This window comes from Cellulomonas chitinilytica, assembly GCF_016862675.1.
Classification (GTDB): Bacteria; Actinomycetota; Actinomycetes; order Actinomycetales; family Cellulomonadaceae; genus Cellulomonas; species Cellulomonas chitinilytica.
Map to the genome: position 1 here is coordinate 421,491 of NZ_BONK01000002.1, position 21,131 is coordinate 442,621.

The window sequence follows — 21,131 nt, forward strand, 5'->3', positions numbered from 1 at the left end:
CCACGGCACCGGCCTGGCCCGGGGTCCCTGCTGCTGCGCCCGCGCCCACCGGCTCCCCGGCTCCTGCCGGACCGCCCGCGCCGCCCACGAGCTCCCCTGCGCCGGCCTGGCCTGCCGCGCCGCCGAACGCCCCCGCGCCCGCCGGTCCACCCGCACCCGCCGGTCCGCCCGCGCCCGCCGGACCGCCCGCACCCCAGCACGCCGCGCCGCCGCAGGTGCCCGCCCCTGCACCCGCACCGCCCGTCGGAGCCGCCCCCGCGCCGTTCCCGGCGCCCGCCCACCAGCCGTCCGCGCCCTCGCACGAGCTGCGCGCGGCGCTCGCCGGCGTGCGGAGCGAGGTCGCCAAGGCCGTCGTCGGGCAGGACGCCGCCGTGAGCGGTCTCGTCATCGCGCTCCTGTGCCGGGGCCACGTGCTCCTCGAGGGCGTCCCGGGCGTCGCGAAGACCCTCCTCGTCCGCTCGCTGTCGGCCGCGCTGGACCTCGGCACCAAGCGGGTCCAGTTCACGCCGGACCTGATGCCCGGCGACATCACCGGCTCGCTCGTGTACGACGCCCGGACGGCCGAGTTCTCCTTCCGCGAGGGACCGGTGTTCACGAACCTCCTGCTCGCCGACGAGATCAACCGGACGCCCCCCAAGACGCAGGCGTCCCTGCTCGAGGCGATGGAGGAGCGGCAGGTGTCGGTCGACGGGACCCCGCGCCCGCTGCCGGACCCGTTCCTCGTGATCGCGACGCAGAACCCCGTCGAGTACGAGGGCACCTACCCGCTGCCGGAGGCGCAGCTCGACCGGTTCCTGCTCAAGCTGACGCTGCCGCTGCCGGAGCGGGACGACGAGGTCGAGGTGCTCGCGAGGCACGCGGCAGGCTTCGACCCGCGCGACCTGGCCGCGGCAGGCATCCGGCCCGTCGCGGACGCGGCGCTGCTCGCCCGCGCACGTGCCGAGGTCGCGCAGGTGCAGGTGTCGCGGGAGGTGCTCGGGTACGCGGTCGACGTGTGCCGTGCGACGCGACGCTCGCCGTCCCTGTCGCTCGGCGTCTCGCCCCGTGGTGCGACGGCGCTGCTCGCGACGTCCCGCGCCTGGGCGTGGCTGTCCGGGCGTGGGTACGTGACGCCCGACGACGTCAAGGCGCTCGCGCACCCGACGCTGCGGCACCGCGTGCAGCTGCGGCCCGAGGCCGAGCTCGAGGGCGTGAACGCGGAGGTCGTCCTCGACACGGTGCTGGGGTCCGTCCCCGTCCCCCGCTGAGCGCGTCGTGACCTTCACGTGGCGGGCGGTGGTGCTCGCGGCGCTCGGCGTCCCGGTGGTCCTCGTGCTGCCGGCGGCGGGCACGGTCCTCGTCTGGACGCTCGTCGTCGCCGCGGTGTGCGTCGTGGACGCCGCGCTCGCCGCGTCACCCCGGCAGGTCGCCGTCGAGCGGGACGTGCCGGTCTCGGTCCGGCTGACGGAGCCGGCCGACTCGACGCTCGTCGTGACGAACGTCGGTCGCCGCCGGCTGCGCGCGGTCGTGCGGGACGCGTGGCCTCCCTCGGCCTCGGCGCAGACCGACCGGCACGCGGTGGACGTGCCACCCGGTGAGGGCCGTCGGCTACGGACGACGCTCGTGCCGACCCGACGCGGCGACGCGCACGCGGACCGGGTGACGATCCGGACGTCCGGTCCGCTCGGGGTGTCCGGCCGGCAGGCGTCCCTGACGGTGCCCGGGCGGCTGCGCGTGCTCCCCGAGTTCGCGTCGCGCCGGCACCTGCCGAGCAGGCTCGCCCGGCTGCGGGAGCTCGACGGGCGCGCGGCGGTGCAGGTGCGCGGGCCGGGCACGGAGTTCGACTCGTTGCGCGAGTACGTGATCGGCGACGACGTGCGGGCCATCGACTGGCGCGCCACCGCCCGCCGCGGCGACGTCGTCGTGCGGACGTGGCGCCCCGAACGGGACCGTCGCGTGATGATCGTGCTCGACTCCGCGCGGACCTCGGCGGTCCGCGTGCTCGACGCGCCCCGGATCGACGCGTCGATCGAGGCGGCGCTGCTGCTCTCGGCGCTCGCGGGCCGGGCGGGCGACCGGGTGGAGCTCCTCGCCTTCGACCGGCGGGTCCGTGCCCGGGCGGCGGGGGTGTCGGGCGCGCGTCTCATGCCGGCGCTCGCGGACGCGCTCGCGAACGTCCATCCCGAGCTCGTCGAGACGGACTGGGCGGGTGTGGTGGGCGACGTGCGCCGCCGGATGAGCCAGCGTGCTCTCGTCGTGCTGCTCACCGCGCTCGAGCCGGCGGCGGTGGAGCAGGGCCTGCTCGGCGTGGTCGGCCAGCTCACGGAGCGTCACCAGGTGGTCCTCGCGTCGGTGCAGGACCCCGAGGTGGACGCCCTGCGCGCGGGCCGCGGCGACGCCGCGGCGGTCTTCGACGCCGCGGCGGCGGAGCGGGCCGGTCTCGAACGTGCCGCGGTCGCCCAGCGGCTGCGGCAGCGCGGCGTCGAGGTGCTCGAGGCGCTGCCCGACGAGCTCGCGCCGCGGCTGGCCGACACGTACCTGGCGCTCAAGGCGGCCGGTCGCCTCTGACGGCGGACCGGTGCGCCGGGTCGCCCGCGGCTTCGGGACGCCCCGACGCACCTGCCGGCCGGGTGTGCCCGGCGGCACGCCCGCGGCCTGCGACGATCGCCCGCCCACCGCGTGTCGGCCAGTGCCGATACCGTGCGAGCGTGCCCGTGGACCCGCCGCTGACCACCGCCGAGCTCAACCGTGCGCTCCTCGCACGTCAGCACCTCCTGGACCGGGCGGACGTCCCGGTGACCGCGATGGTGGACCACCTGGTCGGCCTGCAGGCGCAGAACGCGTGGTCGCCGTACGTCGGCCTGTGGAGCCGCGTGTCGTCGTTCTCCCACGGCGACCTCGGCGGGACGCTCCTGGAGCGTTCCACGGCACGCATCGCCGTCATGCGCGGCACGATCCACCTCGTCACGGCACCGGACGCGCTGCTGCTGCCGGCCCTGATCGCGCCGCTGTTCCGCAAGGACCTGCTCGTCAACGCGGCGCACGCCGCGGCCCTGCGCACGCTCGACGTCGACGAGCTGACCGCGCGGGCCCGCGCACTTGTCGAGGAGCGGCCGCGGGTGACGACGGACCTGGGCGCCCTGCTCGGCGAACGCTGGCCGGACGTCGCACCGGCGACGCTCGCGTACGGCGCGCGGGGCACGCTCCCGCTGGTCCAGGTGCCTCCCCGGGGCGTCTGGGGGCGGTCCGGTGCGACGACGTGGACGACGGCCTGGTCCTGGCTCGGACCGCAGGCCACGGCGGCCGCTCCCGACGTCACCGACCCCGACGTGCTCGCCGCCGAGCTCGAGCGACTGGTGCTGCGCTACCTCGCGGCGTTCGGGCCGGCGACGGTCGCCGACCTGCAGGCGTGGTCGGGGCTGACGGGTCTGCGGCCGGTCGTCGACGGGCTCGGCGACCGGGTGCTGCGGTTCTCGGCACCACCCCCGCCCGGCGGGGTCCGCCCCCGCACCGTCGTCGACGTGCCCGACGCGCCACGCCCGGCCGGTGACGTGCCGGCCCCGGTGCGGTTCCTGCCCGACCTCGACAACGTGCTGCTCAGCCACGCGGACCGCAGCCGCATCGTGAGCGACGAGCGCCGACGCAGCCTGCAGACCCGCAACGGCGTCATCCCGGGAACTGTCCTGGTCGACGGCCGGGTCGGGGCGACGTGGGTCGTCCGGCGCACGCGACTCGACGACGGTGGTCGCAGCCGGCGTGAGCTGGCGACGCTCGAGGTCACGTCCCTCGACCCGCTCGACACCGCCCGGCGTCGCGCGCTCGAGGACGAGGGGTCGCGATTCGTGCGCTTCTTCGCCGACGACGCGGCCGAGCATGCGGTCGTCGTCGCCGCGACCTGAGATCAGCCCGCGGTCGCGAGCGTGTAACCACCGCGGTCGGCCGTCACGTCGCCGGTCTCGCCCGCCCGCACGGCCCGGCGACCCAGGACGAGCGTGTACGCCCAGAACGCGGAGACGGCGATCACCCCGGCAGCGATCTTCACGGCCCACGGCAGGTCGGACCCGTTGAGGAACCCCTCGATCACCCCGGAGATCGCGAGCGTGCCGACGAGCCCGATCGCGACGGTGAACAGGGCGCGAGCCTCCTCCGCGAGCGCCCGGCCCCGGGGGCGGGGCCCCGGGTCGATCCACGTCCAGAAGATCCGCAGACCGGCCGCTCCCGCGACGAACACCGACGTGAGCTCCAGGAGCCCGTGGGGTGCGATGAGCTGGAAGAACACGTCCAGACGACCGTGCGCCGCCATGAGCCCGCCCGCCGCACCGGCGCCGATGGCGTTCGCCACGAGGAAGTAGACGGGGAGGAAGCCGGTGATGCCGGACCCGATGCAGACCGCGGTCAGCCACGCGTTGTTCGTCCACACGTGCAGCGCGAAGCCGGCGCCCGGGTCGTAGTAGTCGGAGAACTCGTGCTCCACGTACTGCTGCTGCTGGCTGGGCGTGCCCATCGCCGCCTGGGCGTCCGGCTGCGTCGCGACCCAGACGCCGCTCGCCACGGCGACGAGCACGAACCCCACCGTGACGGCGACCGTCCACCACCGGATCCGGTAGAGCGCGGCAGGCAGGGACACGCCGAGGAAGACCGCGACGTCCCGCCAGCTCGGCTCGTGCGCCCCGGCGATCGCGGCACGGGACCGGCCGAGCTGCTGCGACAGCCGGCTCACCAGCTCGGGGTCCGGCGCCGCGGAGCGGATCACGGAGAGGTCGGTGGCGGTCGCCTGGTAGAGGCGCACGAGCTCGTCCGCCTCCGCACCCGTCCGCCGTCGGGTGCGGGTCAGGCGGTCCAGCCGCTGCCACGCGCCGGCGCGGGCCGCCTGGTAGGCGTCGAGATCCATGCGCACAGCCTGCCATCCCGCCGGGCCGCTCAGCGGCTAGTCTCCCCAGGCAGGGCGCGCGCCCCGCGCGGAGACGGGAGGAGGGCACATGGCCGGCGTCGTCATCGGCGAGGGGGTGCTGCTCGACTCGCAGCCCGCGTCGCCGATCTCCCGGGTCCTGGCCGCTCTCCTGGACCTGCTGGTCATCGTGGTCGGGGTGTTCGTGCTGCTCTTCCTCGTGGGGCTCACGGGAGCGGCCGACTCCGAGGACGGCGCGGCGATCCTGGGCGTCGTGATCGTCGCGACGATCACCGTCGTCGTCCCCACGACGGTCGAGACCCTGACCCGCGGACGCTCGGTCGGCAAGCTCGCGGTGGGGATCCGGGTGGTCCGCGACGACGGCGGTCCGCTCGTGCTCCGTCAGGCGCTCGTCCGTGCTCTCGTGGGGTTCGTCGAGCTGTGGGCCACGTTCGGCTCGGTGGCGCTCATCTGCTCGATCGTGCACCCGCAGGGCAAGCGCGTCGGCGACATCCTGGCCGGCACGTACGCGCTGCGCGTCCGGGGCGCGACGGCGCTGCGCACGGCCGCGCCGATGCCGCCGTGGCTCGCCGGCTGGGCCGCGCGGGCCGACGTCGCCCGCCTGCCAGACGGGCTCGCCCTGTCGGTGCGCCAGTTCCTCGTCCGGGCTGCGAAGCTGCACCCGGCCTCCCGGGTGCAGCTCGGCGAGCAGCTCACCTCCGAGGTGCAGCGCTACGTGCACCCCCTGCCACCGCCGGGCACCCACCCGGAGGCGTTCCTCGCCGCCGTGCTCGCCGAGCGGCGCGAGCGGGAGCTGCGGACCCGCCTCGCGGCCGCCCACCGGGACGCCGTCGAGGCCGACCTGCTGCACCGGCTCCCCTACGGGGTCCCCGACCCCGCCCAGTGAGCCCGCGCCCGCCGCACCCGACGGGCCCAGCACCTCAGTAGCGGTAGTGGTCCGGCTTGTACGGACCGTCGACGTCGACCCCGAGGTACTCCGCCTGGCTCTTCGTGAGCTCGGTGAGCCGCACGCCGAGCGCGTCGAGGTGCAGGCGGGCGACCTTCTCGTCGAGCACCTTCGGCAGCCGGTACACCTGCCGCTCGTAGGCGTCCTGCCGGGTGAACAGCTCGACCTGCGCGATCACCTGGTTCGAGAACGAGTTGCTCATGACGAACGACGGGTGCCCGGTCGCGTTGCCGAGGTTCAGCAGCCGCCCTTCCGAGAGGACGATGATCGACCGCCCCGGCCTGTCGTCGGCCGCCGGGAACGTCCACTCGTGCACCTGCGGCTTGATCTCGGTCCGCACGACACCCGGCACCGCGGCGAGACCGGCCATGTCGATCTCGTTGTCGAAGTGCCCGATGTTCCCGACGACCGCCTTGTCCTTGAGCGCGACGAGGTCGGCGACCGTCACGACGTCCTTGTTGCCCGTCGTCGTGATCACGAAGTCGACCTCGCCGACGACGTCCGCGAGCCGGGTCACCTGGAACCCGTCCATCGCCGCCTGCAGCGCGCAGATCGGGTCGACCTCGGAGACGATCACCCGGGCCCCCTGCCCGCGGAACGCCTCGGCGGCTCCCTTGCCGACGTCGCCGTACCCGCACACGAACGCGACCTTGCCGCCCATGAGCACGTCGGTCGCACGGTTGATGCCGTCGGGAAGCGAGTGCCGGATGCCGTACTTGTTGTCGAACTTCGACTTGGTGACCGAGTCGTTCACGTTGATCGCGGGGAACAGCAGGCGGCCGGCGTCGGCGAGCTGGTAGAGCCGGTGCACACCCGTGGTCGTCTCCTCGCTCACGCCGACGATCCCCTTGGCGACACGCGTCCACCGCTGCGGGTCGGCGTCCAGCGACCGGCGCAGCACCCCGAGGACGACCGTGAGCTCCTCGGACCACCCGGGGTCGCCGGGCTTCGGGTCGTCCGGGACCGCACCCGCCGCCTCGTGCTGCACGCCCTGGTGGACGAGCAGCGTCGCGTCGCCGCCGTCGTCGAGGATGAGGTTCGGGCCTTCGTCGTCCGGCCAGAGCAGGACCTGCTCGGTGCACTCCCAGTACTCCTCGAGCGACTCGCCCTTCCACGCGAACACCGGGACCCCCGCGGGTGCGTCGACGGTGCCGTGCGGTCCGACGGCGACCGCGGCCGCGGCCTCGTCCTGCGTGGAGAAGATGTTGCACGACGCCCACCGCACCTGGGCGCCGAGCGCCACGAGCGTCTCGATGAGCACCGCGGTCTGCACGGTCATGTGCAGCGAGCCGGCGATCCGGGCGCCGGCGAGCGGCTGCTGCGGGCCGAGCTCCGCCCGCAGCGCCATGAGTCCAGGCATCTCGTGCTCCGCGAGCCGGATCTGATGCCGCCCGGCCTCCGCCAGGCTCAGGTCGCGCACCTTGAGACGGCCGGGGATCTCGCTGAACACGCTCATGTCACTCCTCGCTCACGGTCGGGTGTGCCTCGTTCGTGGTGCGTCGTGCGTCGTGCGGGTCGGGCCCGTGCCCGGGCGGTCGATGGGGTCAGGTGTGCCGTCGCAGGTCCGGCTCCAGGTAGATGACGGTGGCGATCGGGACGGCGGCCCGGACGCGCCGCTCGGCGGCGTCGATCGCGGCGGCGACCTCGGCGGCGCTCTCGGTCGCCGAGACCTCGATCTTCGCGCCGACCAGGAGCTCGTCCGGCCCGAGGTGCATGGTGCGCAGGTGGATCACGGACGGCACGCCGTCGCCGACGAGCGCCGTCTCGATGCGGGCGACGTCGGCCCCGGTCGCCGACTCCCCCAGCAGGAGCGACTTCGTCTCGACGGCCAGCACGGCGGCGATGAGCACCAGGAGCACGCCGATCCCGGCGGTCCCCGCGGCGTCCCACCGGCCGTCGCCCGTCAGGAGCGTGAGCCCGACGCCGAACATCGCCAGGACGAGGCCGATGAGGGCCCCGAAGTCCTCGAGCAGCACGACCGGGATCTCGGGCGCCTTGGCGGTCCGCACGTACTGCGCCCACGACTGCCCGCCGCGCGTGTGGTTCGCCTCCCCGACGGCGGTCCGGAAGGAGAGACCCTCCATGACCATCGACGCAGCGAGCACGGCGAGCGGCACCCACCACCAGCGCCCCTCGATCGGGTGCGGCTCCTGCCACTTGTGCCACGCCTCGTACAGCGCGAACAGGCCGCCGAGGGAGAACAGCACGATCGAGACGATGAACGCGTAGACGTACCGTTCCCGCCCGTAGCCGAACGGGTGGCTCGGGTCGGCGTCACGCCGTGCGCGCCGGCCGCCGAGGAGCAGGAGCAGCTGGTTGCCGGAGTCGGCGAGCGAGTGGACGGACTCCGCGAGCATCGAGCTCGACAGCGTCAGCAGGTACGCGACGAACTTCGTCACCGCGATCCCGAGGTTCGCCGCGAGGGCCGCGAGGATCGTGCGCGTCCCGCCGCCGTGCGCCATCCGCAGGTCCCCCGTCCGTGAGGCTGCGCCCGGCACCACCGGGCAGCCGCAGCCTAGGCGACGGCGGCGACCGGCGGGACGAATCGCCCGCAGCGCGTCAGCGGGAGGTCAGGCCGAGACCGTGCGCGCCTCGTCGGCGAGGAGCACCGGGATGCCGTCCCGCACCGGGTACGCGAGCGGGTTCTCCGGGTCCGTCGAGACGAGCTCCGGGGTCCCGTCGGGCCCGACGCCGTCGACGAGCGTCGCACCCGTGACCGGGCAGCGCAGCAGGTCGCGTGCCCACTGCTCGAGCGGGTGTGCCGGTGTGGTCTCGTCGTCCATCACGCCTCCTGACGCACGAGCGCGAGCACGTCGTCGCGCACCTTCTCCATGATGTCCTGGTCGGCCGCCTCGACGTTGAGCCGCAGCAGCGGCTCGGTGTTCGAGGCCCGCAGGTTGAACCACCACTGGGGCTGGCCGTCCCAGTGCGACACGGTCAGCCCGTCGAGCTCGTCGACGGTCACCGGACCGGCGCCCTGCTGCGTGACGTACGCCTCGACGACGCGGGCGCGCGCCTCCTCGACGGACGTGACGCGCGAGTTGATCTCCCCGCTCGCGACGTACGGCTGGTACTGCTCGGCGAGCGCCGACAGCGGGTGCGGCTGACCCCCGAGCGCGGCGAGGACGTGCAGCGCAGCGAGCATGCCGGTGTCCGCGAAGAAGAACTCGCGGAAGTAGTAGTGCGCGCTGTGCTCGCCGCCGAACACGGCCTCATGCTCGGCCATCTGGGCCTTGATGAACGAGTGCCCCACACGGGTGCGCACCGTGCGGGCGCCCGCAGCCGTCAGCAGGTCGGGCACGACCTGCGACGTGATGAGGTTGTGGATCACCGTCGGCGTGCGCCCGGCGGCCTGCTCGCGGGCCACCTCGCGCAGGCCGACGAGCGCGGTGATCGCCGACGGCGACACCGGGTCGCCGTTCTCGTCCACCACGAAGCACCGGTCGGCGTCGCCGTCGAACGCGAGACCGATGTCCGCGCCGTGCTCGACGACCGCGCGCTGCAGGTCGCGCAGGTTCTCCGGCTCGAGCGGGTTCGCCTCGTGGTTGGGGAACGTCCCGTCGAGCTCGAAGTACAGCGGGACGACGTCGAGCGGCAGCGCCGGCAGGCCCGCCTCGGTGCCGAGGACGGCGGGCGCGGTGTACCCGCCCATGCCGTTGCCCGCGTCCACGACGACCTTGAGCGGGCGGATCGCCGAGAGGTCGACCAGCGAGCGCAGGAACCCGGCGTAGTCGCCCAGCATGTCCGCGTCGCTGATCGTCCCCCGCTCGTCCTGCGCCACGTCCTGCGGCAGCCCGCCGGCGAGGTAGTCACCCGCGAGCTCACGGACACGCGTGAGGCCAGAGTCCTGCCCGACGGGGCGCGCGCCGGCCCGGCTCAGCTTGATGCCGTTGTACTGGGCGGGGTTGTGGCTGGCGGTGAACATCGCCCCCGGGATGTCCAGGGCGCCGGACGCGTAGTAGAGCCCGTCCGTCGAGGCGAGGCCGATGCGGAGCACGTCGACGCCGCGACCCGTGAGCCCCTCGGCGAACGCCGCGACGAGCTCCGGACCCGACGGGCGCATGTCGTGCGCGACGACGACGCGCGGCCGGCCCTGCGCCTCGGGCACGACGACGACCTCGGCGAACGCGGCGCCGATGGCGCGCGCGACCTCCGGGTTCAGCTCCTGCGGCACGACGCCGCGGACGTCGTAGGCCTTGATGAGGGCGGACAGGTCGACCCGGTCGGGAGAAGGTGAGGTCACCCGGGCATCGTAGTGGGATCGGCCCGCGCCACCTCGACCGCGCCCGGCCGGTGGTCGAGCCCACGATCGGTCCACCCGGCGGTCCGGCGTCGCGCGAGGGTCACCCGCCGGTGTCGCCGCCGATGTCCCCGCGGCCGAGCGGTGAGCCGTCACCGTCCACGGCGAACCAGTTCGTCTGCTCGCACGACGGGCACGACACGAACACGGCGAGCCGGCCACCGACCAGCGTCATGCGGATCCGCGTGAGGTCCCGCTCGCCGCACCGCTGGCACGCCTCGGTGCCGGGGATGACCGGACCCGAGGCCTGGCTGAGCGAGCCGAGCGGCTCGGCATTCTGCGCCGCGCGGGCCCGCGCGGCGTCCCCCCGCCGGCGTGCCACGGTCTCAGCCGCCCTCTCCGCGCAGCACCCGCAGGTGACCGCGTCGCGGCGCCTCGGCGAGTGCCGCTCCGACCGCGTCCGGGACCGGTGCCGGCTCCGGTGCGCGTCCCCGGCCCGCCTCCCGCACCGCGTCGGCCAGCGCGAGCAGGTCGTCGCGGCTGGGGGTGGCCGGTCCCAGGTCGGGGGTCAGCCGTACGACCTCCCAGCCCCGGGGGGCGGTGAGGCGCTCGGCGTGCTGGACGCACAGGTCGTACGAGTGAGGCTCGGCGTGCTGCGCGAGCGGACCGAGCACCGCCGTCGAGTCGGCGTACACGTAGGTCAGGGTGGCGACGGCGGCACGGCCGCACGCGGTGCGCGAGCACTGCCGGACGGATCTCACGGGGCGACCGTACCCCGGGGTGCCGACGCCGCGCGTCGGCCACGCCGGATTACAGTGCTGAGGTGACCTCGAACCCCTCCCCGCACGGCCACCGGCCGGTGCTGGGCCGGCGGATGGGCGCTGCGGCGGCCCGCACGGCCGGCGGCGCGGTGGTGCAGCCGATCCGCCGGCGCGACCGTCGCGGACGCGGTCCGCGGGGCCCGCTCATGCCGACGACGATGCCCGCCTACCGGACCCGCGCGGAGCGGTTCGACGACCTCGTGCTCGACGCCGTGGAGCGGCTCGAGCGCCGCTGGGCACGCCAGCTCGACGGCACCGAGTTCGCGGTCGAGGACGTCCCGCCGTCGAACCCCGCACCGTGGGAGCGCGGCGGCGTGCCCCTCGGCCGGTACTTCCCCGCGGACGCGGGCCTGCCCGCACGGATCGTCGTGTACCGCCGGCCGGTGGAGTCCCGGGCGTCCGATCCGGTCGATCTCGCCGACCTGGTCCGCGACGTGGTCGTCGAGCAGGTCGCGCACATGCTCGGACGGTCGCCCGAGGACGTGGACCCGGACTACGGCGAGGCCCACTAACCTGTCCGGACGATGAGCACCGCCACCTCCGCCAACGTCCGCGTCGTCTGCGTCGTCTACCACCCCGGGCCCGAGCTCGACCGGTTCGCCGAGACCCTCGCCGCCGCGACCAGCTCCCCCGTCGAGCTGGTGCTCGTCGACAACGGCGACGACCACACCGTCGCGCGGGACGTCGCGCAGCGGTACGGGGCGCGCCTGGTCGTGCCCGGCGCCAACCTCGGGTACGGAGGTGCGGCCAACCGCGGCGCCGACGGCGCGACCGGGCCGTGGGTCGTCGTCGCGAACTCCGACATCGAGTGGGAGCCCGGCGCGCTGGACACCCTCCTGGAGGCCGGGGCGGCCGAGACCCGGGCGGGCGCGCTCGGCCCCGCGCTGCTCAACGTGGACGGCACCGTCTACCCGTCGGCCCGTGCCCTGCCGTCCCTGACGCACGGTGCCGGGCACGCGCTGCTCGTGCGGGTGTGGCCCGGCAACCCGTGGACGCGGGCCTACCGGGCGGCCCAGCAGCACACGGGCGAGCGGCGCGCCGCAGGATGGCTGTCCGGTGCGTGCCTGCTGCTGCGCCGGGAAGCGTTCACCCAGGTGGGGGGCTTCGACGAGAGCTACTTCATGTTCTTCGAGGACGTCGACCTCGGCGAGCGGCTCGGCCGGGCCGGCTGGACGAACCTGTACGTGCCGTCCGCGCGCGTGACGCACGTCGGTGGGACGTCGTGGCGCGAGCGGCCCGCCTCGATGATCTCCGCGCACCACGCGAGCGCGGCCCGCTACGTCGCACGGCGCTACCCGCACTGGTACCAGTGGCCGGTCCGCACGCTCACGACGCTCGGCCTGCGCGTCCGCGAACGGGCGGAGCTGCGGGCGGCCCGCTGAGCGGGTCGAGCGGTCCCGCGACGACGGGTCAGCGGGTGCCGAGCCGGGGGTCCTCGCGGACCGCGACGCTCGGCGCCCCGGCCCGCACCGGGACCGGGTCGAGCACGGAGACCAGCACGCCGTCGGGACGGTCCACCTCCGCCACGAGCGCCCACGACAGGCGCACGGTCACGCCCGAGCCGGTCACGAGGTCGACCGCCCGCACGCCGCCCGCGGTCGGCGGCTCGACGCCGGCGGGCTCCCCCGTCGTGACCGGCACGACCGGGCCCGAGCCCTGCAGGAGCGAGTCGAGCGACCACGCGCCGGTCGTCCCGGCCGGGACGCTCACCGGCCGCTCCGCGAGCACCTCGCCGTCCGCACCGAGCAGCCGCAGCGTCCCGGTCGCCTCGCCGTCCGTGCCGTCGTCGTCCTCGTCCGGGACGGCCCCGACGACCAGCGTGCCGCGCGCGCCCGAGGGCAGGACGGCGACACCTCCCTGACCGGGGGTGACGGACGCGGCCCACGCGCGCTCGGTCGAGGGCGTGTCGTCGAGGTCGCCGGGGCTGCCCGGGCGGCTCACCACCGAGGAGGCCACGACGGGCTCGGACGCGCTGACGAGCACGGTGTAGGACCCGGCGGCGAGCCCGCCCAGGGGCACGTCGGTGACCTCGCCGGGAGCGAGGTCGACGCTCTCCGCGCCGGGCAGCTGCGCCGGTCCGGTCGGCCCGAGCAGCGTCACGTGCGCGGTGGTGCCGACATCGCCGGGCACGAGCAGTCGGAGCGCCGGTGCGTGCGGGTCGTCGACCGTCGAGGCGACCACGGACACGCCCGGGACGACCTGCCGGCGGGAGGGCGCCGCCCCGGGGACGACGAGGTCGGTCCCGGCGGGGGTGAACCCGTCGAGGACCGAGTCCTGCACGTGCACCCCCACCCGGCCTCCGGTCGCGCTGACGTGGAGCGCGACCCGGCGCTGCTCCGCCGCGATGCCACCGAGCACGACCACGCGCTCCGCACCCGGGGCGACGAGGTACCGCTCGCCGGACAGGTCGACGCGACCCGAGGGACCCCACAGGTCGAGCGTGACCTCCGCCGGGGTCGACCCGGCGTTGTCGAGCACGAGCTGCGCGGTGCTCGTCAGGTCCGTCGCGCCACCGACGAGCCACGCGTCGGCGACCGGCTGGGCGCACGACGCGGCGGCCAGGCCGCGCAGGTCCCCGGCGGTGACGAGGCCGCTGCTCACGGCGCCGACGCGGGCCGGCTCGGTCCCGGGCTGGGCGTACACCGCGAGCGGCGCACCGGCCGGCGACACGCTCGTCCCGGACCCGCCGGCCTCCAGGGTCGCTCCCGTCGGCACCCCGTCGAGCGTCGTCACCGTGCCGGCGGCGACACCGTCGCCGCCGCCGGCGGGCACCGAGGTGACCGCCGTGACGGACGTGACCGGGTCGACGGGTGTCGGGTCGAACTCCGCGTCGCCGCGGCCGGTGTCGTCGGGCAGGATCAGCGGCCCGGCGCACACGAGCGTCGTCGCGGAGGGCGGCACGGCGACCTCGGCCGGAGGCACGGCCTGCGCGGCGGCGTTCCCCTGCACGGGCCACTGCCCGAGCGCGACCACGCCGGCCACGGCGCCGAGCACGGCGATCCCGCTGGCGCCGCGGGCGAGGCGTCCACGCCACACGCCCGGCGTCCGCGCACCCTCGCGCGCCTCGTCCGCGTCCATCCCGTCCGTCCCTGTCGTCGTCATGCGCGTGCCGCCCGGCGTCGTCGGACGGGCACCGCGAGCAGCACCGTGACCAGCGCCACGAGCCCCTGGGCGCCGAGCCACAGCCGCGTGTCGGGGGCGTCGAACCGGACGACCAGCCGCCCGCCGGACTCCGGGAGCTCGAACCCCTGGCGCCACCCGGCGTCCACCGCGCGCAACGGCCGGCCGTCCAGCCAGGCGTGCCAGTGCGCGTCGGCGCGCTCCGCCAGGACGACGTGCCGCACACCGGGACCGGCCGGCACCGTGGTGTCGACGGCGCGGTCGCCGGACGGCAGCGCGAGCGCCGCCGTGGCCGGGTCCGTGATGTCCGCCGCACCGTCGACGACACGCGCCCACGCGGGCACCGCGGCCGTGTCCGCGGACGTCGCACGGACCCGCCACAGCGTCCCGGCCGCGTTCTGCGTGACGCGCTCGAGCCCCGCCGTCGCGTCGAGCCGGCTGACGAGCTCGTCGCGGGCTGCCTCCGCGTCACCCGAGTCGGCGGTGTCGGCGGGCAGCGCGGGCACCAGCACGTCAGCCACCGCGAGTGCCGCCAGGGGCCCCGCGACGTCGCCGCTCGCCCCGGAGGCGAGGCGTGCCACGAGCTCCTGCACCTCGCCGGTCGCGTCGTCGGCACCGCGCACGGTCGGGGCGGTGAGGTCCCCTCCGAGGGAGCGGGTGCTCACGGCGGCGGCGCCGTCGACGAGGAGCGGGCCGTCGCCGCGCATGAGCTGCCAGGAGACGGCGTCGGTCCCGACCGCCAGGGCGAGGATCCGGGAGCGCATCGGGGAGAGCTGCGCCTGCTGCCCGACCGCCGGCACGACCGGCCCGGTGACGGTGTGCAGCGCGACGCCGGCGCCCGTGCGCGCCTCCCAGGCCCACGCGCCGAGGCCCGCGAGCGGGACGACGACGGCGACGGCCGTGAGCAGCGCGACCAGCGGCTGCCGCCACCCGAACGACCGTCGCGCCAGACGCTCCCGGACCCGGTCGGCACCCAGCAGCGCGGCGGCGACGAGGCCGGCCCACGCCAGCGACAGGCCGGGCCCCGCCCAGCCGTGCACGACGATGCCGTCGGCGACGCCGACGGGGACCGCGACCGCGACCGTCGCCGTCGCGAGGCCGAGCAGCGCCACGACCCAGGCGGTCCGGACGGCCCGGGCCACGGGTGCGCCGCGCAGCAGGGCGAGTACGGCGAGGAGGAGCACGACAGCGCCGAGCGCGAACGGCCACCCGGTCGCGAGCACGCCGGAGATCCCGTCGGGGACGAGGCCGGACGCGTCCGACGGGACACCGAGCAGCCTGCTCAGCGGGTCGGAGCCGGTCCAGGCGGTCGGCAGCCCCGGCCCGGCGAGCAGCAGCCGCCAGCCGCCGAGCCCGCGCCGCGCCGCCTCGACGAGCGTCGGGGCGAGCAGCACGAGACCGGGGACGGCGACGAGCAGCAGACGCCCGCGGCGACGACGCGCTCCGAGCACCGTGACGAGCAGAGCGAGCACGCCGGGGACCAGCAGCGACGGTGCCCCCGCGACGACCACGGCGAACGCGAGCGCCGCGCCGGCCGCCGCGGAGATCGACCCGGTCGGGTCGGGCGCACCGACGAGCACCGGGGTCGCCTCGTCCGGCAGGGTGAGGTCGTCCGACACGCGCTGCGTCGGCACCGTGGGGACCCCGCGGACGGGGGTCACCACGGCGGCCTGCGCCTGGGCGTCGTCGAGGACGTCGTCGGGCTCGTCGTCGTGGATCCGCCGGGCGGTCGCGAGCCCCGAGAGCACCTGGTCGACGCGCTGCACCCCCAGGGCACGCGCCACGCCGAGCGCGACCCACGGCAGCGCGGCGTGCGCGACGACCGGTCCCAGCCGCCCCCCGGTGACGCCGAGGAGCAGCACCGGGGCGGACGCCCACACGACGGCCGCCCACGCGCGCGAGACGGTCGACCGCGTCGCGGCCCCGGCGGCCGCCCACGCACCGACCCCGGACAGCAGGACCGCACCCAGGACGAGCACCGCGACCGCGGTGCCCAGGGACCCCGCGGCGACCGCCGTCGGCCCGACGAGCACCGTCAGGAGCGCGTCGGCCGGACCGGGGCCGCCCAGCTCGCCGGCGACCCATCCCGAGGTCGCCGCCGCCCACAGGTCCCCCAGCTCGGACACCGCCGGCAGGAGCGCACCGCCCACGAGACGCGCACCGCCCGCCACCGGGCCCACGAGCGCGCCGAGCGCCACGGCCGTCGCGGCGGCGAGCAGCACCACGACGACGCCGAGCGTCGTCCGCCGCCGGGTCGCGAGCGCGGCGAGCTCCCGCAGCTCCAGCTCGCTCGGCGCCTGCACGACCTTGCGCGCGGCGGCCCGGGCGAGGCGCCGGTCGCGCGCCTGCGTCCACACCTCACGCCAGCCGGCCTGCAGCGGGTGCAGCGTCCGGCGCGGCAGCCGGCGGGTCCGTCGCGCCCGGGCGCGGGCCCCGACGACGGCGTGCGGCCGCAGCAGCGCGACGAGCGGTGCGACGAGCTCGTCGACGGCGAGGCCGGGCTGCTTCACCGCGAGCTGAACGAAGGTCCGCAGGACGCCACCCACGAGCGCGAGCAGCGCGACGGCGGGGACCAGCGGCAGCGGTGCCGCCACGAGGCGCGCGTGCACGGCGGCGCGGCGGCGCTCGCGGAAGGACCGGCGCGGGTCGGCGCGGTCGTCCATGCCGTCGCCGTCGAGGTCCACCGGCTCGTCCGGGCCGGGACCCGACGCGGTGCCGCGACGCAGCCCGAGGTACGACGCCTGGGCGTGGCGGACCACGGCGGAGGGCACCACGACGACGCGGTGACCGGCGAGCCTGGCGCGGCGGGACAGGTCGGCACCGTCGCCGAACGGGCCCAGCACCGGGTCGGGGCCGCCGAGGTCGTCCCACACGTCCCGGCGGACCAGCGCACCGGCCGTCCCGACGGAGAGCACGTCGACCCGGCCGTCGTGCTGACCCTGGTCCAGCTCGCCGGGCTCGACGTCCGTCATCCGCCGCCCGGCGGGTGAGGTCCGCACGCCGACCTCGAGCAGCCGCTCCGGGTCGGTCCACGTCCGCTGCTTGGCGCCCGCGACCGCGACGGACCGGGCGTGCCCGACGACGCGGACGAGCTCGCCGAGCGCCGCCGGAGCCGGGGCGCTGTCGTCGTGCAGCAGCCAGAGCCACGGCGTGGCCGGGCCGTCGGAGGCGACCGCCGGGTCGCTCAGCGCCGTGCGCACCGCGTGGCCGAACGTCCGGGCGCCGGGTGCCGCGACGCTCCGCAGCTGCGGGCGCGGCGAGCCGGCGACGGCGGCGAAGGCGCGTTCGAGCGCGATCGGCACACCCGCGTCGGGCCGGTCGCCGGCGTCGACGACGAGCACGCGCAGCGGGCGCCGGTGGGAGGCCGCCAGAGCCTCGAGCGTCGTACCGAGGTAGCGGGTGACGCCGCGGGTGACGACCACCGCGGTCACCGGTGTCGTCACCGGTGTCGCGGCAGTCGTCGTGGGCAGGTCCACGGGCGGGAGGGTCTCAGTCATGCTGCCGTCATCATGCCGTCCGGGATCGCCAGGCCCGGGACCGACACTCGTCAGACGACGCGTCGCTTGAGCTTGCGGCGCTCACGCTCGGACAGACCGCCCCAGATGCCGAAGCGCTCGTCGTTCGCCAGCGCGTACTCGAGGCACTCGGAGCGGACGTCGCAGCCCGTGCAGACCTTCTTGGCCTCGCGGGTCGAGCCGCCCTTCTCCGGGAAGAAGGCCTCAGGGTCGGTCTGCGCGCACAGTGCGCGCTCCTGCCACCCCATCGGACCGTCGTCCTCCGGGGCGCCGAAAAGGGGCAGGACGTTCGAGCGCTGCTGCGGTGCAGCGCTCTGCGCGTCGGAGGGGAAGACCTCGTCCTCGTCGTCGAGCAGGTTCCACATTGCGTGCCTCCGTGCGGGTCCTTCGTCTGATCAAGCTGCGGTGCAAGGCTCGGCTGGTGCGGTCCGCCGGGAAGCCGGCCGACGCGTCGTGGTGCTCGCGCTCTCGTGAATCCGTTCTAAGGAATTACACGCGTGTCGTTACCGGTCGTCAAGCGGAGCCGTGGTAGTTGCCCGGATATGTCGGGGTGATCTTGCGGCGGACGGGTGAACACGGCGTGTCGCCCTACCCTGAGGGCGTGCCCGAGACGACGATCGCCGACCTGCTCACCCTGCTGACCCGCGAGCCGGGGCGGCCCCGGATCACCTGGTACGGCGACGACGGGGAGCGCGTGGAGCTCTCCGGCGCGGTGCTCGAGAACTGGGTGAACAAGACGGCCAACCTGCTCGTCGAGGAGTTCGACGCCGGGCCCGGCACGCGCGTCCTGCTCGACCTGCCGGGCCACTGGCGGACCGTGGTGTGGGCGCTGGCAGTGTGGCGCGTCGGGGCGTGCGTCGTCCTGCCCGACGACGCGGCCGACCACGTCCCGTCCGACGTCGTCGTCACCGACCGGCCCGGCGCGCACCACGACCGCGGGCACCAGGTCGTCGCGGTCGCGCTGCCCGCCCTCGCCCGCAGCTTCGACGGCGAGCGCCCGGCCGGGTCGCTCGACGCCGCCGGTGCCGTGATGACCTACGCGGACGTGCTGCAGTGGGCTCCCGCGGTGCAGCCCGACGAGCCCGGGCTCGACGACGGCACGGTCGTCCCGCACGCCTCGCTGCGCGACGAGGCCCTCCTTGCCTCCGGCACGACCGGTCGCGCGCTGCGCACCGCCCGCCCCCGCGGGGACCGCCGGGCGCTCCTCGAGCCTCTCGGTGACCTCGCGACCGACGGGTCGTCCGTCCTCGCGTCACCCGCCACGTCCGAGGCGCTGCGTGCCGACGACGCACGCCGTCAGCGGCTCGTCGACTCCGAGCGGATCACGGCCGACCTGGTGTCCTGAGCGCGGCCGCTTTCGTCCCGGCCATGTCGATGGGCCAGACTGTCGGCCATGCGAGGAATCATCCTGGCCGGCGGCTCGGGGACGCGACTGCACCCCATCACGCTCGGCGTCAGCAAGCAGCTGGTCCCGGTGTACGACAAGCCGATGATCTACTACCCGTTGTCCACGCTGATCCTCGCGGGCATCCGCGACGTGCTGGTGATCACGACACCGCACGACGCCGACCAGTTCCGGCGCCTGCTCGGGGACGGGTCCCAGTTCGGCATCTCGATCAGCTACACGGTCCAGGCCGAGCCGAACGGGCTCGCCCAGGCGTTCGTGCTCGGCGCCGAGTTCGTCGGCGACGAGCCCGTCGCGCTCGTCCTGGGCGACAACATCTTCTACGGCCCCGGGCTCGGGGCGCGCCTGCAGCGCTTCGAGCAGATCGACGGAGGCGCCGTGTTCGCGTACCGGGTGGCCGATCCGACGGCGTACGGCGTCGTGGAGTTCGACGAGTCCGGACGGGCTCTCTCCCTCGAGGAGAAGCCGGCGCATCCCAAGAGCAGCTACGCGGTACCGGGCCTGTACTTCTACGACAACGACGTCGTCGCGATCGCCCGCGACCTCAAGCCGTCGGAGCGGGGCGAGTACGAGATCACGGACGTCAACCGCGAGTACCTCCGTGCGGGACGCCTCCAGGTCGACGTGCTGCCACGCGGCACCGCATGGCTCGACACCGGCACGTTCGACTCCCTGCTGGAGGCGTCCGACTACGTGCGGACGATCGAGCATCGCCAGGGGCTCAAGGTCGGGGCGCCGGAGGAGGTCGCCTGGCGACGCGGGTTCCTGTCCGACGACGAGCTGCGCGACCGCGCCGAGAAGCTCGTCAAGTCCGGCTACGGCACCTATCTGCTCGGCCTGCTCGGGGGTCCGCGCTGAACGCGGAACCGCCGCCGTTCCCGCAGCGCACGCGGCTGGCCCACGCGCTGGTCGTGGTCACCGTCGCGACGATGTTCGCGAACGCCGCGGCGTACGGGATGTCGCTCGTCGCGGCACGCCTCCTGCCACCCGCCGAGTTCGGCAGCTTCGGTGCACTGCTCTCGCTGTCGATCGTCGCGTCCACCGTCGCGATCGCCTGCCAGACCGTCGCCGCACGTCGGGTGGCCGCCCACCCGGGCGCGACAGCCGCGCACGAGGGCGAGGTCCGCACCCTCGGGCTGGCGTCGTCCGGCGTCCTGCTCGCCGTCGCCCTGGTGCTCACGCCCCCCTCGAGCATCCTCCTGCACGTCTCCGGGCTCGCCGCCGGGGCCGTGCTCACCAGCGTCGCGGTCTCCGTGACCGGGTTCACGGCGCTCGGCGTGCTCCAAGGGCGCCAGTCCTACGTGCGGTTCGGTGTCGCCTACAGCGCCCTGGCCGGCCTGCGGGCCGTGGGCACGATCGTGGGCGCTGCCGTCACGCCGACCGTCGAGGCGGCAGCCGTCGGCATGCTCGCGGGTACGGTCGTCGGCACGGTGGCCGCGGTCGCGTGCGGGCGGCGGGCAGCGCCGCGGCGACGCCCACCCGGCGACGCCGTCCGGGAGCTGGGACGCAATGTCGGCTCGATGCTCGGCCTGTACGTCTTCATCAACCTCGACGTCGTGCTCGCCCGCGTCTACCTCGCTCCTCACGCCTCGGGGACGTACGCGGTCGGCTCGCTCGTCTCGAAGATCGCGTTCTTCCTGCCGATGTCGGTCATCACCGTGCTCTTCCCGCGCATGGCGGCCAGCGCCACGCACGGCTACCGGCGTCTCGCGATCACCGCGACGGCGGCGATCGGCCTGGTGTTCACGGCCGTGTGCGCGCTCGGGGCCGGTATCGTGCTCGACCTCGCTGGCGGGGACGCCTACGCGCCGTTGCGCCCGCACCTGTGGATGTTCGCGCTCCAGGGCAGCATCTTCGCCGTGGCCCAGGCCGCGATGCTCACACGGCTGGCGTCACGTCGGGCGCGTGCCGCCCTGCCTGTGTGGTTGACCACTGTGGCGCTCGCTCTCGGCGTCACACTGTTCTGGCACGGTTCGGTCGTCGAGATCGTCACGGTGTCTCTCGTCGCAGCCACGGTGCTGGTCGCCGCGCTCGCGTCCGACAGAGGCGCACGCGAGACGACACCGTCGGACGACGGCACGCCGGTCGCCGAGCACCCGTCCTCGCGCACGTGACCACCGCCTCGCGTCCATGAGCACGAGCCGGCCCGGTTATCCTGTGTGACCGCCACAAGACAAGCGCAGCGGCGCACAACGG

19 protein-coding genes are annotated in these 21,131 nt (G+C 75.4%); 9 read left to right on the forward strand and 10 right to left on the reverse strand.

What is annotated here, in order from left to right:
* The first annotated feature begins 215 nt into the window (after nt 1-215).
* The 3 genes from Cch01nite_RS04435 (at nt 216) to Cch01nite_RS04445 (ending at nt 3,878) form a co-directional block, all read left to right on the forward strand.
* Nucleotides 216-1,247 carry an AAA family ATPase gene (locus Cch01nite_RS04435; RefSeq protein ID WP_203749225.1) on the forward strand — a complete coding sequence of 344 codons (1,032 nt, stop codon included), beginning with the start codon at nt 216-218 and terminating at the stop codon, nt 1,245-1,247.
* Between the two features lie 7 nt (nt 1,248-1,254).
* Nucleotides 1,255-2,547, forward strand: coding sequence for a DUF58 domain-containing protein (locus Cch01nite_RS04440; protein ID WP_203749040.1), 1,293 nt, complete (start codon nt 1,255-1,257; stop codon nt 2,545-2,547).
* 140 nt (nt 2,548-2,687) lie between these two features.
* Nucleotides 2,688-3,878, forward strand: coding sequence for a winged helix DNA-binding domain-containing protein (locus Cch01nite_RS04445; protein ID WP_239069867.1), 1,191 nt, complete (start codon nt 2,688-2,690; stop codon nt 3,876-3,878).
* A gap of 2 nt (nt 3,879-3,880) precedes the next feature.
* On the opposite strand, the gene Cch01nite_RS04450 is transcribed toward Cch01nite_RS04445, so the two are convergent.
* On the reverse strand, nt 3,881-4,870 hold the full coding sequence (locus Cch01nite_RS04450) for a stage II sporulation protein M (protein ID WP_203749042.1): 990 nt from the start codon (nt 4,868-4,870) through the stop codon (nt 3,881-3,883).
* A gap of 88 nt (nt 4,871-4,958) precedes the next feature.
* Here Cch01nite_RS04450 and Cch01nite_RS04455 point away from each other — a divergent pair, with 88 nt between their 5' ends.
* Nucleotides 4,959-5,774, forward strand: a complete 816-nt coding sequence (locus Cch01nite_RS04455; RefSeq protein WP_203749044.1) for an RDD family protein — start codon at nt 4,959-4,961, stop codon at nt 5,772-5,774.
* 34 nt (nt 5,775-5,808) lie between these two features.
* Here Cch01nite_RS04455 and ahcY read toward each other — a convergent pair whose 3' ends face one another.
* The 6 genes from ahcY to Cch01nite_RS04485 all read right to left on the reverse strand — a co-directional run bounded on the left by ahcY (nt 5,809) and on the right by Cch01nite_RS04485 (nt 10,835).
* Nucleotides 5,809-7,290 carry an adenosylhomocysteinase gene (gene ahcY / locus Cch01nite_RS04460; protein ID WP_203749046.1) on the reverse strand — a complete coding sequence of 494 codons (1,482 nt, stop codon included), beginning with the start codon at nt 7,288-7,290 and terminating at the stop codon, nt 5,809-5,811.
* A gap of 88 nt (nt 7,291-7,378) precedes the next feature.
* A complete protein-coding gene (locus Cch01nite_RS04465; protein WP_203749048.1) occupies nt 7,379-8,296 on the reverse strand; it encodes a cation diffusion facilitator family transporter in 918 nt (305 codons plus the stop codon).
* Between the two features lie 108 nt (nt 8,297-8,404).
* The gene (locus Cch01nite_RS04470; protein ID WP_203749051.1) at nt 8,405-8,617 is read right to left on the reverse strand and encodes a Trm112 family protein; all 213 of its coding nucleotides are present in this window, start codon (nt 8,615-8,617) and stop codon (nt 8,405-8,407) included.
* A complete protein-coding gene (locus Cch01nite_RS04475; protein ID WP_203749053.1) occupies nt 8,617-10,077 on the reverse strand; it encodes a phosphomannomutase/phosphoglucomutase in 1,461 nt (486 codons plus the stop codon). The genes Cch01nite_RS04470 and Cch01nite_RS04475 overlap by 1 nt, the downstream gene beginning before the upstream one ends.
* 100 nt (nt 10,078-10,177) lie before the next feature.
* Nucleotides 10,178-10,456, reverse strand: a complete 279-nt coding sequence (locus Cch01nite_RS04480; RefSeq protein ID WP_203749055.1) for a hypothetical protein — start codon at nt 10,454-10,456, stop codon at nt 10,178-10,180.
* A gap of 4 nt (nt 10,457-10,460) precedes the next feature.
* Nucleotides 10,461-10,835 (reverse strand): DUF3499 domain-containing protein, encoded by a 375-nt coding sequence (locus tag Cch01nite_RS04485; RefSeq protein WP_203749057.1) that lies wholly within the window; start codon nt 10,833-10,835, stop codon nt 10,461-10,463.
* Between the two features lie 62 nt (nt 10,836-10,897).
* Here Cch01nite_RS04485 and Cch01nite_RS04490 point away from each other — a divergent pair, with 62 nt between their 5' ends.
* Complete coding sequence (locus Cch01nite_RS04490) at nt 10,898-11,407, forward strand: metallopeptidase family protein (protein ID WP_239069869.1); 510 nt, start codon at nt 10,898-10,900, stop codon at nt 11,405-11,407.
* Between the two features lie 12 nt (nt 11,408-11,419).
* Complete coding sequence (locus Cch01nite_RS04495) at nt 11,420-12,277, forward strand: glycosyltransferase family 2 protein (protein WP_203749059.1); 858 nt, start codon at nt 11,420-11,422, stop codon at nt 12,275-12,277.
* A 28-nt stretch (nt 12,278-12,305) separates the two neighbouring features.
* Here Cch01nite_RS04495 and Cch01nite_RS04500 read toward each other — a convergent pair whose 3' ends face one another.
* Genes Cch01nite_RS04500 through Cch01nite_RS22900 form a run of 3 tightly spaced genes read right to left on the reverse strand, consistent with a single transcriptional unit; the run spans nt 12,306 to nt 17,895 of the window.
* Nucleotides 12,306-13,997, reverse strand: a complete 1,692-nt coding sequence (locus tag Cch01nite_RS04500) for a DUF5719 family protein (RefSeq protein ID WP_203749061.1) — start codon at nt 13,995-13,997, stop codon at nt 12,306-12,308.
* Entirely contained in the window at nt 13,994-17,512 is a 3,519-nt protein-coding gene (locus Cch01nite_RS04505; RefSeq protein ID WP_203749063.1) for a glycosyltransferase, read from the reverse strand. The genes Cch01nite_RS04500 and Cch01nite_RS04505 overlap by 4 nt, the downstream gene beginning before the upstream one ends.
* A gap of 50 nt (nt 17,513-17,562) precedes the next feature.
* Entirely contained in the window at nt 17,563-17,895 is a 333-nt protein-coding gene (locus Cch01nite_RS22900) for a WhiB family transcriptional regulator (protein WP_275407165.1), read from the reverse strand.
* A 236-nt stretch (nt 17,896-18,131) separates the two neighbouring features.
* Between Cch01nite_RS22900 and Cch01nite_RS04515 the strand changes: the two genes are divergently transcribed.
* The 3 genes from Cch01nite_RS04515 (at nt 18,132) to Cch01nite_RS04525 (ending at nt 21,049) form a co-directional block, all read left to right on the forward strand.
* Complete coding sequence (locus tag Cch01nite_RS04515; protein WP_203749065.1) at nt 18,132-18,875, forward strand: TIGR03089 family protein; 744 nt, start codon at nt 18,132-18,134, stop codon at nt 18,873-18,875.
* Nucleotides 18,876-18,923: 48 nt separating this feature from the next.
* Nucleotides 18,924-19,793, forward strand: a complete 870-nt coding sequence (gene rfbA, locus Cch01nite_RS04520) for a glucose-1-phosphate thymidylyltransferase RfbA (protein ID WP_203749068.1) — start codon at nt 18,924-18,926, stop codon at nt 19,791-19,793.
* Between the two features lie 71 nt (nt 19,794-19,864).
* A complete protein-coding gene (locus tag Cch01nite_RS04525) occupies nt 19,865-21,049 on the forward strand; it encodes a lipopolysaccharide biosynthesis protein (RefSeq protein ID WP_203749071.1) in 1,185 nt (394 codons plus the stop codon).
* Nucleotides 21,050-21,131: the final 82 nt, after the last annotated feature.

What these genes read in the sequence shown, in the direction of transcription:
- Cch01nite_RS04450 (WP_203749042.1), bottom strand. Translation starts at nt 4,870, where the DNA reads ATGGATCTCGACGCCTACCAGGCGGCCCGCGCCGGCGCGTGGCAGCGG.
- Cch01nite_RS04455 (WP_203749044.1), top strand. Translation starts at nt 4,959, where the DNA reads ATGGCCGGCGTCGTCATCGGCGAGGGGGTGCTGCTCGACTCGCAGCCC.
- ahcY (WP_203749046.1), bottom strand. Translation starts at nt 7,290, where the DNA reads ATGAGCGTGTTCAGCGAGATCCCCGGCCGTCTCAAGGTGCGCGACCTG.
- Cch01nite_RS04465 (WP_203749048.1), bottom strand. Translation starts at nt 8,296, where the DNA reads ATGGCGCACGGCGGCGGGACGCGCACGATCCTCGCGGCCCTCGCGGCG.
- Cch01nite_RS04470 (WP_203749051.1), bottom strand. Translation starts at nt 8,617, where the DNA reads ATGGACGACGAGACCACACCGGCACACCCGCTCGAGCAGTGGGCACGC.
- Cch01nite_RS04495 (WP_203749059.1), top strand. Translation starts at nt 11,420, where the DNA reads ATGAGCACCGCCACCTCCGCCAACGTCCGCGTCGTCTGCGTCGTCTAC.
- Cch01nite_RS04500 (WP_203749061.1), bottom strand. Translation starts at nt 13,997, where the DNA reads ATGACGACGACAGGGACGGACGGGATGGACGCGGACGAGGCGCGCGAG.
- Cch01nite_RS04505 (WP_203749063.1), bottom strand. Translation starts at nt 17,512, where the DNA reads ATGACTGAGACCCTCCCGCCCGTGGACCTGCCCACGACGACTGCCGCG.
- Cch01nite_RS22900 (WP_275407165.1), bottom strand. Translation starts at nt 17,895, where the DNA reads ATGTGGAACCTGCTCGACGACGAGGACGAGGTCTTCCCCTCCGACGCG.
- rfbA (WP_203749068.1), top strand. Translation starts at nt 18,924, where the DNA reads ATGCGAGGAATCATCCTGGCCGGCGGCTCGGGGACGCGACTGCACCCC.
- Cch01nite_RS04525 (WP_203749071.1), top strand. Translation starts at nt 19,865, where the DNA reads ATGTTCGCGAACGCCGCGGCGTACGGGATGTCGCTCGTCGCGGCACGC.